At 53.4% G+C, this 12,399-nt stretch carries 9 protein-coding genes and 2 tRNA genes; 2 read left to right on the top strand and 9 right to left on the bottom strand.

Features of this window, described 5'->3' with window-relative positions:
- Positions 1-105: 105 nt before the first annotated feature.
- From LG323_RS00985 to gltX, 3 genes are all read right to left on the bottom strand, one after another.
- Positions 106-181 (bottom strand) — tRNA-Glu (locus tag LG323_RS00985).
- 21 nt (positions 182-202) lie between these two features.
- A tRNA-Ala gene (locus LG323_RS00980) sits at positions 203-278 on the bottom strand.
- Positions 279-342: 64 nt separating this feature from the next.
- Positions 343-1,842, bottom strand: a complete 1,500-nt coding sequence (gene gltX, locus LG323_RS00975) for a glutamate--tRNA ligase (protein ID WP_404418248.1) — start codon at positions 1,840-1,842, stop codon at positions 343-345.
- A 318-nt stretch (positions 1,843-2,160) separates the two neighbouring features.
- Here gltX and dusA point away from each other — a divergent pair, with 318 nt between their 5' ends.
- Together dusA and tal are read left to right on the top strand one after the other, a co-directional pair.
- Positions 2,161-3,129, top strand: a complete 969-nt coding sequence (dusA, locus tag LG323_RS00970) for a tRNA dihydrouridine(20/20a) synthase DusA (RefSeq protein WP_404418246.1) — start codon at positions 2,161-2,163, stop codon at positions 3,127-3,129.
- A gap of 65 nt (positions 3,130-3,194) precedes the next feature.
- Positions 3,195-4,130 (top strand): transaldolase, encoded by a 936-nt coding sequence (tal, locus tag LG323_RS00965; protein ID WP_404418244.1) that lies wholly within the window; start codon positions 3,195-3,197, stop codon positions 4,128-4,130.
- Here the strand turns inward: tal and LG323_RS00960 are convergent.
- From LG323_RS00960 to hrpA, 6 genes are all read right to left on the bottom strand, one after another.
- Positions 4,127-4,627, bottom strand: coding sequence for an STAS domain-containing protein (locus LG323_RS00960; RefSeq protein WP_310695588.1), 501 nt, complete (start codon positions 4,625-4,627; stop codon positions 4,127-4,129). The genes tal and LG323_RS00960 overlap by 4 nt on opposite strands.
- A 1-nt stretch (position 4,628) precedes the next feature.
- Positions 4,629-5,420, bottom strand: coding sequence for a SpoIIE family protein phosphatase (locus LG323_RS00955; RefSeq protein WP_310695589.1), 792 nt, complete (start codon positions 5,418-5,420; stop codon positions 4,629-4,631).
- A gap of 104 nt (positions 5,421-5,524) precedes the next feature.
- On the bottom strand, positions 5,525-6,301 hold the full coding sequence (locus LG323_RS00950) for a VacJ family lipoprotein (RefSeq protein ID WP_404418242.1): 777 nt from the start codon (positions 6,299-6,301) through the stop codon (positions 5,525-5,527).
- A 17-nt stretch (positions 6,302-6,318) separates the two neighbouring features.
- A complete protein-coding gene (locus LG323_RS00945) occupies positions 6,319-7,446 on the bottom strand; it encodes a beta-ketoacyl-ACP synthase III (protein WP_404418241.1) in 1,128 nt (375 codons plus the stop codon).
- A 23-nt stretch (positions 7,447-7,469) separates the two neighbouring features.
- The gene (locus LG323_RS00940; RefSeq protein ID WP_404418240.1) at positions 7,470-8,411 is read right to left on the bottom strand and encodes an alpha/beta hydrolase; all 942 of its coding nucleotides are present in this window, start codon (positions 8,409-8,411) and stop codon (positions 7,470-7,472) included.
- 66 nt (positions 8,412-8,477) lie between these two features.
- Entirely contained in the window at positions 8,478-12,383 is a 3,906-nt protein-coding gene (gene hrpA / locus LG323_RS00935; RefSeq protein WP_404418238.1) for an ATP-dependent RNA helicase HrpA, read from the bottom strand.
- Positions 12,384-12,399 lie beyond the last annotated feature (16 nt).

The following is a 12,399-nucleotide window of genomic DNA, read 5'->3' as shown; positions in this document are numbered from 1 at the left end:
TGGTTTATCAGGCTTTATCAGGGGTACAGCAGGAATATATCAAGAGAAGTCAGACCACTGAAAAGAGCGCACTGATCTTGTGGATTAAATGTGGAAAAGTAGAAGTGGCGTCCCATAGGGGGTTCGAACCCCTGTTACCGCCGTGAAAGGGCGGTGTCCTGGACCACTAGACGAATGGGACGCAGTTGCTTACGGAAAGAAGTGGTGGAGCTAAGCGGGATCGAACCGCTGACCTCCTGCATGCCATGCAGGCGCTCTCCCAGCTGAGCTATAGCCCCACGTTGTCCGGAAGACGGTGCGTATATTACGTCTGGAGCTACGCACCGTCAAGCTTTTTTTCAATTAATTTGAGCGACTTAGCTGCTGGTACTTTTTCTCCAGTTTTTTCGCCTGTTTCTTGGAAACGCCACCATCCGTCAACAGATCCAGTGCAAAGCGCAAACGGGCACGACTGATTTCCGGACCCAGAATCACCATGGCGTCCAGCACCGAGGTCGAAGTGGTACTGCCGGCAATAGACAGAAAAACCGGCTGCAGATAGGCTTTCATTTTCAGTTCAGCAATTTCACTGAGGAAACGAATACGCTCCATCAGGGCATCCTTGTTCCAGTCACGCAAGGCATCCATCTCCCAGACCAGAAACTGCATTAGTTCCACCAGGTCGACTTCTTCCGGCAGTTTCAGTTCAGCAAAATCAGCTTTACTGATCCTGGGCATGCCACTGAAGAAATAAGCCGCCAGGGGAGCCACATCAGACAGGGTTTCCGCCCGCGGTTTGATCTGGGGAATGATCTGGCGGACATAGTCACTATTGAACGCCCAGCTCATCAGTTTCTGCAGATAAACCTCATCATCCAGCTCACGCAGATAGAGACCATTCAACCAACTGAGTTTCTCGACATCAAACACCGGGCCACCCAGAGAAACGCGCTGGATATCAAAGTGAGCAATCATTTCTTCAAGACTGAATTTTTCCTGCTCATCCGGCATTGACCAGCCCATGCGCCCCAGGTAGTTGATCACTGCTTCGGGCAGAAACCCCATACGCTCGTAGTAACGAATGGAAGTCGGGTTCTTACGTTTGGAAAGCTTGGACTTGTCCGGGTTGCGCAGCAGCGGCAAATGGCAAAGTACCGGCATTTTCCAGCCGAAGTATTCATAAAGAAGTTTATGCTTGGGGGCCGAGTTGATCCATTCTTCACCGCGCAGTACATGGGTGATTTCCATAAGATGGTCATCCACCACATTGGCCAGGTGATAAGTGGGCATGCCATCAGATTTCAACAGGATCTGGGCATCCACCATGCTCCAATCCAGCTCCATGGGGCCGCGCAACAGGTCTTCGATGACACACACGCCCTCTTCTTCCGGCACCAGCATGCGCACCACATAGGGTGCACCAGCGGCTGCCCGCTGGCTGACCTCTTCTTCGGGCAGATACAGATCGGAAGGCTTGAGAGCGGTCGCCTTGCCTGCCAGTTGACGCTCCCGGCGCAGTTCATCCAGTTCTTCCGGGGTGCGATAACACTTGAAAGCCTTACCCTGGGCCAGAAGCTCTTCAGCATACTTCCTGTAAAGGTGTTTACGTTCACTTTGTCGATACGGCCCAAAATTCCCCCCTACATCCGGCCCTTCATCCCAATCCAGGCCCAGCCAGCGCAGGGAATCAAAAATCTGCTGCTCAGATTCGGGTGTGGAGCGCTGTTGGTCAGTATCTTCAATGCGAAGGATGAACTGGCCCTGGTGCTGGCGTGCAAAACACAGGTTGAACAAAGCAATATAAGCAGTGCCGACATGAGGGTCACCTGTGGGTGATGGGGCAATTCGGGTACGTACTGACATGAAAACTTACCTTTAAACTCGCGGTGGGTGAACGCTGAAAAAAAACAAGACGCCAGTATAAGAGATCTGCCCGTTAAACGCAGCCTGGGAAACACTGCGACACTACGCCACCTTCACAGCCTGGGGGTGGTATTGCAGAATCAAACTTCGGTTTACCGAGGTCTTTGTCTGTTATCACCTCGAATCGTTTGCGGTCAACATGGAAGCAGGCCCTACGAACTTGCTCACTGAGCGACCCTGTGCCCCCTGCAGGGTCGCTCTTTTTTTATACTGGAGTTTTCAGTTAAACTATACGTTTTACTCGGTCACTCCCAACTCATGTCTTATCCTGTATTTTCTCTGGCTCCCATGCTGGATGTCTCGGATCGCCACTTCCGCTATTTTCTGCGTCTGCTCAGCAAGAAAACCCTGCTCTATACCGAGATGGTCACTACGGGCGCCATCCTGCATGGTAAGGATCACGAGCGCTTTCTGGATTTTTCCGAAGAAGAACATCCGGTCGCCCTGCAACTGGGGGGCAGCAATCCTGACAATTTGGCCCGCTGCACCGAAAAAGCAAGCCTCTGGGGCTATGATGAAATCAACCTGAATGTGGGCTGTCCCAGTGACCGTGTCCAGAATAACCTGATCGGTGCTTGCCTGATGGCCTACCCGGAAAAGGTAGCGGCTTGTTTTCAGGCCATACAGGCAGCTACCGACAAGCCAGTCAGCATCAAATGCCGGATTGGTATTGATGACCAGGATGAAGACAAAGACCTGGAGAAATTCATTGCCATCCTTAAGGAAGCTGGTTGCCGGATTTTTATCCTGCATGCTCGCAAGGCCTGGCTACAAGGGCTTTCTCCCAAGCAAAATCGTGATGTTCCTCCGCTGAATTATCCACGCGTGCATCGCCTCAAGCAGCAACATCCCGAATTGACACTGGGCATCAATGGCGGCATCAAAACACTCCAGGCCTGCCAGGAACACCTACAAACCCTGGATTCAGTGATGCTGGGGCGAGCGCTCTGGGACAACCCCATGCTGGCCGCAGAAGTTGACCAACAACTGTATGGCCTGGACAGTCCGATTATCACCGCCCACCAGGCCGTGGAGGCCTACCTGCCCTATGTCGAAGCGCAACTGGCACGAGGAGTTCGGCTTACTGCTCTGAGCAAACCCCTGATGGGTGTTTTTCAGGGTGTTCCCGGTGCCCGCAAATTCCGTCGTCATCTCAGCGAAAATGTTCATTTACCCAACCAGAATGCTGATGTCATCCGTCAGGCCTTGGATTTAGTTGCTCATTAGCAGGAAGCAGTATTGCCCCGCTTCAGCGTCTCTGGTTAGATGCTTGCAAACAAAGGAGACCCCAAGTGAGCAACAAACTCGAACAACTCAAACACATGACCCTGGTGGTTGCCGATACGGGTGACCTGGATGCGATTCGCCGCTACCAGCCCACGGATGCCACCACCAACCCTTCGCTGCTTCTCCAGGCCCTGGAATTGCCTACCTATCAGCCTCTGTTGCAACAGGCGTGGCAGGAAGCCAAAGAAAGCCAGATCAGTGTTTACGACAGCTTTGCTGCTCTGCTGGCTTGTCAGGTACAAAAGCAGGTTCCCGGCTATGTCTCAGTGGAAGTGGATGCCAGAACCTCCTTTGATACCCAGGCCAGCCTGGAAAGAGCCCGTCAGTTAATAGCAGGCATCCAGAAGGCTGGCGGTGATCCAAAGCGTATTCTGATCAAGCTGGCTTCCACCTGGGAAGGCATCAAGGCAGCCGAACAGCTGGAAAAAGAAGGCATCCGCTGCAATCTGACGCTCTTGTTCGGTTTTACCCAGGCTCGTGCCTGCGCCGATGCGGGAGTCACGCTGATTTCGCCCTTTGTCGGACGTATTCTGGACTGGTACCGGGCACAAAACCCGGAAGCTGACTATGCCGGTTCCCAGGACCCCGGTGTGCAATCGGTACAAAGAATTTACCGCTATTACAAAGAAAGGAACTACCAGACCATCATTATGGGGGCAAGCTTTCGCAACCTGGGAGAAATTGAAGCTCTGGCTGGCTGTGACCGCCTGACCATCTCCCCCAAGCTGCTGGCTGAACTGGAGGCCGACCCTGAGCAGCTGGAGCGTCAACTCTCGCCTCAACAACCACCTCAAGACAGAGAAACGGCTTTAACTGAGGCCGAATTCCGCCTGGCACTCAATGACGATGCCATGGCCACGGAAAAACTGGCTGATGGCATCCGGCGTTTTATTGTCGACCTGGAGAAACTGGAAGCGCAGATTGAAAAAGCCTGTCGCTAAATGGAGGAAGGGTGCGGGCAGTCTTCCAATGCCTGCACCACACTTTTAAAAGCTTCCTTGTTATGCTCGTTCATGGACATCAGGGTACGGTGGGCATCCAGTACCTGGGTTCTGATATGCTCTTCACTGCCTGCCAGTTGAGCAACCTCACGAAGTTCTTCAGGAGTTGTCACCGGCTGATCCATAATAATGAAGTATTGGCGAAACCCCATCGACTCCAGCAGCAGGGTTATATCCGAGTTGGAAGATATGATGCTCGGCTGATTCAACCCGGCCACCGATGCCTTCACCGCTATTTTCGCCAGCAAGCCCAGTGTTGTACTGTCCAGATTGTCGGCCTGAGACAAATCGATGACAATGCTTTCAATTTCCTTGTCAGCAAACACCTGCTCAAACAACTGATCCAGCGTACAGCAGAGGGTCAAGCGAACGTCACCCACCAGCTTCAACAAATAGGTGTTTTTTGATTTGGCCGCTAAAAGCTTGCCTGTTTGCATATCAACAACCGGTTAGTGTCATTAAGGTTATATCATCCGGCCAGTCACCCTGCTCGACTGACAGGCTCTGCAGTAATCCCTGTATATCGCCACGCGTTTCAGCAACACTTTTTTGCCACTGTTGTTGACGCTCTTCCAGCCCCTGACCTGGCATCAGCTCCAGAATGCCATCACTGGCAACACACAGACGCCCCCGATCCGGAAAGCTGCAGGTGTAGTCCTGATACTGGGCACCGGGAAAAAGCCCTATGGGCATACCACTCCCACTCAACTCCTGCACCTGGCCTTGCTGATCCACCAGAAGTGGAGCTGGCAGGTGTGCTCCCAGTGCATAGGTTAAAACCTGCTTTCGGGTGTCCAGGCAACCCAGAACCAGGGTCAGATGCTTGTCCAACTCACCGGTCACCAGCTCTTCATTGACTCTTGCACAGAGACTGGCCGGGCTGAATCCTTCCTCTTCACTGTATTTTCCCAGCAAATACTTAATGAGTATAGTCACAAAAGCAGAAGAAGCCCCATGCCCTGAGACATCGGCCAGATAGAAAAGAAGTTGATGGTCAGAAATAGGCCAGCAATCAACAAAATCACCGGAAAGATACAGTGAAGGCTGCAACCAGTAATCCAGGCGATAACCATCCAGGAAAGTTGGATTGGCAGGCAGTAAGGACTGTTGCACATGGTAGCCCGCCTGCTGGTCCTGACGCAGCATTGCCAAAGCAGTCTTCAGGTCAGCATTTTCCTGCTCCAGCTTCTGCTGATACGTCAAGGCTGCTTCCTGCTGAGATTTGCTCATATGCGCCTCAATCTATGCTGCTCGCCTTAGCAATCTTAGTTAATTCAAACGGTAATCCGCCTGACACCTGAAAGCAAGCCAACTGACACTTTTTTAGAGCTTCTTTAGTCTGAGAAGGCATCATCAAAGTCCATATCATCAAAATCATCATCCAGAAAAGGATCCGAGCCCACTTGTCCATCATTGATCAGGTAGGTGCGCCTTTGCAGGTAGGCATCCCGGATAAAAGAATAGCGATCACCGGAAATCATGCTTTCAGCATCCAAAAGATCAGTACGCAGTTGCAAACCATAAAGACCCCAGAGGCTGTACGCAACATAGGGGTGCTCTATGTAAGCCATGGGGTTCAGACGGTAATCAACAGGAGTGGCAAGGGTATGAGTCAGGGTTTGCCCCCCCACAAGAGGCCAAACCAGATAGGGGCCCTGAGGCACCTTCCAGGTATTCAGGGTTTGCCCAAAATCCTCCTGGCTGCGCTCCAGCCCCAGAGGGGTTGCCACATCCAGAAAGCCCACCAGACCCAGGGTCGAGTTTAGGGTAAAGCGGGCGACATCTTTTCCAGCCGCCAGAGGCTTGCCCTGAAGCAGATTATTGCCGAACTGGGCAACCTCATCCAGATTGCTGAAAAAATTCCGTACTCCTCTGCGCAGGAACCTGGGAGTAATCGCTTTATAACCCTGAGCAACCGGTTTGATGACCCAGCCATCCACCATCTCATTGAAAGCAAAAACCTTGCGGTTCCAGTCCTCGTAAGGGTCCCGTGGATGTTGGCCCCCACCATCTTCAGCAAAAGGATCCGCTGAATTTTTTTCGGGCAGTTGCGACTGACTGCTACAACCAGCCAGGGCCAGCAACAAGACCAGCCATAAAACCTTCTTCATCAAACCTCTCCCTGGTTTCAGGCCAGCTTTCTGACCAGTAGACAGCCTGCCGAGTAACCTGCTCCAAATGAACAAATAACGCCGGTTGCGCCAGCTTTCAAGTCATCCCTGTGCAAATGAAAGGCAATGATGGAACCAGCCGAGCTGGTGTTGGCATAGCGATCCAGAATAACCGGAGCTTCTTCAGCACTGGCATCACGCCCCAGTACACGCCGGGCAATCAGTTGATTCATATTCAGGTTGGCCTGATGCAACCAGAGACGATCAAGATTTTCAGCACTGAGGAGGTTGGCCGCCAGTTGTTCGTTGATCATTTCCGCCACCAGCGGGCAGACTTCCTTGAAAACCTTACGGCCTTCCTGAACAAAGAGTTTATCTCTTTGACCCAGACCGGCTTCATCACAACGATTCAGAAAACCGGCATTATTGCGGATATTGTTGGAAAACCGCGTCATCAGCTTGCTGGCAAAAACCTCAAAAGCACCTTGGGTATGGGTGGCCACCTCTTCAGCTTCCAGGATCACGGCCGTACAGGCATCACCAAAGATGAAGTGGCTGTCGCGGTCACAGAAATTCAGATGTGCACTGCATATTTCCGGGTTCACCATCAGTACCCGCTGGGCCTGACCGCTTTGAATGGCATTGCAGGCCGCCTGGATACCAAAAGTGGCACTGGAACAGGCCACATTCATATCATAAGCAAACCCAGCTGCACCCAAGAGTTGCTGCACCTCAATTGCCACTGCAGGATAAGCGCGCTGAGGGTTGGAGCAGGCAAGAATCACCAGATCAATCTGACCACCTTCAAGACCGGCTTGCTGCAAGGCCTGTTTGGCAGCTTTGACTGCCATTTCCGCCTGAATGCTGGGCTGGTCGTCCGGTCTTTCCGGCAAGTAGGGCTTCATGCGTTCCGGGTCAAGAACACCCTGTTTATCCATAACATAACGGCTTTTAATCCCTGATGCTTTCTCAATAAACTCCACACTGGACAATGCCTGAGCCGCCACTTCGCCCGCTTCTATGGCTTCAGCCTGCTGCTGGTTCCAGTTTTCTGCCCAGGTATTGAAGGCCGCAACCAGTTCAGCATTGGAAATGCTTTGTTCGGGGGTAAACAGGCCTGTCCCGGTAATGTAAACAGATTTCATAAGGTGCCTTCTTGGAAATGGAGTTATTGTGAGTCAGCATTGGCTGGCTGGGCTGTCACCAGATCGGCCAGCCAATCCAGCAGCAAAGGAAAATAATCCTGCTCTGCCGCCTGATCCAGACAGAGCTGGGAGCGCTTGTAATTTTGCTGATTACCCACCCGGCGCCCCAGTTTGACCAGTCGCCCATTGTGGGCACCCAGATCAAACATGAAAGCCCGCGCATCGGCATCACTGGCCCGCCAGGACTGGTACAGACTGGCAAAATACAAACTGGGTGGCCAGTCGAGTGACTTGACTGCGGCCGAGTAATCAAAACCCTGGGGAGAAACCCAGGGAGAATCCAGCCAGTTCAGGGCGTCCAGATAAAATTGCTGGCTTTCATTGCAGCGCCCCAGCTTCAGTTTGACTGCAGGCACATAGCCCAAGAGGCGGGTGATCACCTTGACACCCCGCAGGTGCAACCAGTTGATCCAGAAATGCTTGATACGACCGGCCGCCTGGGATTCACGAAAAGGGCTGAAATGCACCATACCCAATAGCTGGCTCAATACACTGGGGTTGCGTGCCAGATAGCTGCTCAGAAGCAGGCTGCCAAAGCCCTGGCCAATCCAGATCTGACCACCAGGGTTGGCTCTTGTGTCCACGGCTTCCAGAAGTCGAGGTAAGTCTTCTGTCAGGGCTTCTTCAACACCAAAAGGATGTTCCTTCAAGACCTCACCCTGCATGCGCCGGGATCTGAGCTCGCCCAGGTAAACATCATAACCGGCCCTGGCCAGCACATAAGCCAAACCGGTTCGGGTTTGTGGATTATGGAAACAGGTCGCGTCATCCATGAGTCCATGCAGCATGAATACCGCTCTTCCCGGTGCCTGGGCTGGATAAATACGCACCAGCTGAGCAAACTGCTGATTGGCCACCGGCAGATTGATGCGTTCTTCAATAATTGAAATTCGGGATGCAGTCATTCTTATATCCTAGCTCCATAGCTCAGTGGCAGCATTATCCCATGTTAAGGTCTGGCAATAAACCGGTCAGTCAGAGACCAACTGCTTCCAGTGGCTCTGCAAACGCTTGGCCGACACCACTTGACTGGTTCCCAACTGCTGAGCATAAAGTGAAACCCGGTACTCTTCCAGCAGCCAGCGAAAATCCAGGAGTTCCCGTGTGATTTCCCCCTTGGGAAGCAATTGCTGGTAACGGGCTTCCCAGCGTTGCCACCAGGCCTCCACTTCTTCAGCATTACGCTGGTCTTTCAAGGGGTCCCGGGGTGCTTTTTCCAGGCGCATGGCAAGGGCCTGAAGGTAACGCGGGTAGTGTTCCAGCCAGCCCCCGGCATCCCAGATGAACCCCGGATAAAACAAACGGCCCAATTGACGCTTGGCATCCTGATAGGTCAAGGCCAGCGCCAGGTTCATCTTACCCTTGAGTTCAGCGGCCAAAGGCACCTGAGCCTGCAAAGCCTTTTCGGCCAGCTGCAACTTTTCTGTAGCCTTGGGCACCCACTGACTTTGGTGTTGCTCCAGCCAACGAGTGAATTCTTCGCTGCTTCGAGGCCATTCTTCAGCACTGCCTTGCAAAAAAGCATCGCGCAGGCTGGCATCCAGAAGATCATCCCAAAGCTGCTGGCGGCTGCCGATTTTGGCATAGAGCAGCTCCAGGTTTTTCAAACCCGGCAACTGGCTTTGCAGGTATTTTTCCTTTTGTGGCAGGCTCAGACGGGCCAGGCGCACCAGGCCTTTTTCTGTTGCCATCCGGGCTTTTTCTGGCGAGTCCACCAAGGTCACGCCCACTGTTTTGCCTTCATCCACCAGGGCAGGAAACGCCTGAAGCCTGACCCCTGCCTGAACCTGCTCCAGACGTTCGGGTAATTCTGCAAAGGTCCACTGGGTCTGGCCGGAAATCTGCAACTCACCGCTATCCAGCGCCTGGGTGTCAGCCTGCATCTGCTGGGCAAATTTCTGGCGCAGGGCTTCCAGATCCCGCCCCTGCCCCAACAATTTACCCTGGGCCGTCACTACCTTGAAGTTGATCCTAAGATGAGGTGGTAGTTCCACCTGACTCCAGAGTTTTTCATCCACCTGAGTGCCGGTGATTTTATACAGAAACAAGCCCAGAGCCTTACCCAGCGGCAGGTCATCCGGTGCCAGAGCCTCCAGAGCTGCTCGAACATAATCCGGCAAAGGCACAAAGTTTTTGCGTACGGCCTTGGGTAGACCTCGCATCAAAGCCAGGCATTTTTCTTCCAGCAGGCCGGGAACCAGCCATTCCAGACGGCCTTCCGGCAGCTGCCCCAACATGGCTACAGGCACGGTAATACTGACCCCGTCATCCTCTTCACCTGGGGCAAAATTGTAGCTGAGCTGCCATTCCACACCCTGCCAGGCCAGAGTATCCGGGTAAGCCTCTCCGGTCACTTCATCCGCGGTTCGGGCCAACAGGTCTTCTTTGGTCAGAAATAAAAGCTGGGGATCTTTGGCTTCGGCTTTCTTGCGCCAGTTTTCAAAACTGGCGCCCTTGCAGATACCTTCAGGAATACGGCTGTCATAAAAATCAAACAGCACCTGATCATCCACCAGAATATCCTTTTTACGCGCCTTGTCTTCGAGAACCTGAACTTCATCCAGCAAAGCCTGGTTATGTGCCATGAAAGGGGCTTTGGTCTGGTAATCCCCTTCCACCAGAGCCGAGCGAATAAAAATCTCACGCGCTTGAACCGGATCAATCGGGCCAAAGTCGACCTTGCGCCCTGTCACCAAAGGCAAGCCAAACAGGGTAACTTTTTCCAGCACAGCCACACGTGCCGCTTTCTTTTCCCAGTGGGGGTCAGAATAATTGCGCTTGACCAGATGAGCAGCCAGAGGCTCAGCCCAGCGCGGATCGATTTTTGCCACCATACGGGCAAAAAGCTTGGTGGTTTCCACCAGTTCTGCAGCCATCATCCATTTCGGGGTTTTTTTACCTGCTTTGGAGCCGGGATGGATGAAAAACTTACGATTACGTGCACCCAGATATTCCTTGTTTTCCTGCAGAAAACCCATGTTGGAAAGCAGGCCGGATAAAAGTGCCTGATGCAGGGCAGCATAACTGGCCGGTTCGCTGTTTTCCTTTAGGCCCAGCTCACGCGCCAGCAGCTTTAATTGCCGGTGAGTATCCCGCCACTCACGCATACGCATATAGGACAGAAACAGCTTCTTGCACTGCTTGCGCAGTTGGTTAGCGGATACTTCCTGGCGTAGGTCTTCGTAATGCTTCCATAAATTCACCAGAGCCAGAAAGTCTGAATCCGGGTCTTTCCACTGGGCATGGGCCTGATCAGCTGCCTGCTGATGATCCGCCGGTCTTTCCCTGGGGTCCTGAATATTCAGGGCTGCAATAATCACCAGGGCTTCACTGACACAGTTGCGTTGCCCCGCTTCCAGCAGCATCCGCGCCAGACGCGGGTCCACCGGCAGCCGTGCCAGCTTACGCCCCAGACCCGTCAGTTCATTTCTGGGATTCACCGCCCCCAGCTCAAATAACAAACGAAAGCCATCCTTGATGAAACGGCTGTCCGGTGGCTCAACAAAGGGAAAATCTTCCACCGCTCCCAGACGCAAAGAAAGCATCTGCAGAATGACTGCCGCCAGATTGGTGCGCCGGATTTCCGGTTCGGTGAATTCCGGGCGACTGAGAAAGTCGTCTTCGCTGTAAAGGCGAATACACAGGCCTTCGGCTATACGTCCGCAACGCCCGGCTCGTTGGTTGGCACTGGCCTGGGAGATCGGCTCGATCGGCAGGCGTTGCACCCCGGCGCGGTAGCTGTAACGGCTGACCCTGGCCGTACCCGGATCAATGACATAACGAATCCCCGGAACCGTCAGGGAGGTTTCCGCAACATTGGTGGTCAGAACGACCCGACGACCAGTATGCGACTGGAAAACTCTTTGTTGCTCGGCAGCTGGCAGGCGCGCATAAAGGGGTAACACTTCGGTATCACGAAAGCGCCCCGAACCCTGTTGCCGGCGGATCAGGTGCGCTACCTCACGGATTTCCCTTTCTCCCGGTAGAAAAACCAGCACATCGCGCGGGCCATGCAACCAACCCTTTTGTCGCTCCAGAGTTTGAATTTCCTCCAGAGCTTCCAGAATGCCTTCCTGCTGGGTCAGGTCTTCAGTATCCGGGTCTTCGCTGAGCAGGGGACGATAAAGAGTTTCCACCGGGTAGGTGCGGCCCGAAACCTCAATAATCGGGCAACGGCCGAAATGCCTGGAAAAACGCTCAACATCTATGGTTGCCGAAGTGATCACCAACTTGAGATCCGGGCGTTTGGGCAGCAGGCGTTTGAGATAACCGAGCAGAAAATCAATATTCAGGCTGCGCTCATGGGCCTCATCAATAATGATGACCTGATAACGATTGAGAAAAGGGTCTTTTTGCGTTTCTGCCAGCAGAATACCATCGGTCATCAGCTTGACCAGGGTGGTGGGTGTCTGGTGATCTTCAAACCTCACCTGATAACCCACTTGCTGGCCCAGGGGCAGATGCAATTCTTCCGCCAGACGCTGGGCCACCGAGCGGGCGGCCAGACGGCGCGGCTGGGTATGCCCGATCAAGCCCTGGGCACCCAGGCCCATTTCCAGACAGATTTTAGGCAACTGAGTGGTTTTGCCCGAACCGGTTTCCCCGGCCACCACCACCACCTGGTTTTCTGCCAGCGCCTTTTGAATGGATTCACGCTGATCGCTGACCGGTAAATCCGGATAGTCAATCTGCGGCCAGAGCGCCCGCCGCGCTTCCACCTGAGCCACCGAGGCCTGGATCTTATCCAACACCTGCTGCTGTTGCTCCGGGCTCTTCTTGCGGGCAGCCTGCCACTGTTTGGACAGGCGATGCCTGTCCTTGAAAAGACATGACTTTAAAAGCTCTTGCGGGGATAAAGCCTTATCCGGCTTGGACATAACAGCTCACACTCGA

Source organism: Marinospirillum sp. (genome assembly GCF_044810985.1).
Classification (GTDB): Bacteria; Pseudomonadota; Gammaproteobacteria; order Pseudomonadales; family Halomonadaceae; genus Marinospirillum.
Note: the sequence above shows the minus strand (reverse complement) of the source record. Positions and strands in the feature narration are given on the sequence as shown.

Bases quoted from the DNA above. Each gene is read 5' to 3' on its own strand.
- LG323_RS00950 (WP_404418242.1), bottom strand. From the start codon at position 6,301: ATGAAGAAGGTTTTATGGCTGGTCTTGTTGCTGGCCCTGGCTGGTTGT.
- LG323_RS00940 (WP_404418240.1), bottom strand. From the start codon at position 8,411: ATGACTGCATCCCGAATTTCAATTATTGAAGAACGCATCAATCTGCCG.
- dusA (WP_404418246.1), top strand. From the start codon at position 2,161: ATGTCTTATCCTGTATTTTCTCTGGCTCCCATGCTGGATGTCTCGGAT.
- LG323_RS00955 (WP_310695589.1), bottom strand. From the start codon at position 5,420: ATGAGCAAATCTCAGCAGGAAGCAGCCTTGACGTATCAGCAGAAGCTG.
- gltX (WP_404418248.1), bottom strand. From the start codon at position 1,842: ATGTCAGTACGTACCCGAATTGCCCCATCACCCACAGGTGACCCTCAT.
- LG323_RS00960 (WP_310695588.1), bottom strand. From the start codon at position 4,627: ATGCAAACAGGCAAGCTTTTAGCGGCCAAATCAAAAAACACCTATTTG.
- LG323_RS00945 (WP_404418241.1), bottom strand. From the start codon at position 7,446: ATGAAATCTGTTTACATTACCGGGACAGGCCTGTTTACCCCCGAACAA.
- hrpA (WP_404418238.1), bottom strand. From the start codon at position 12,383: ATGTCCAAGCCGGATAAGGCTTTATCCCCGCAAGAGCTTTTAAAGTCA.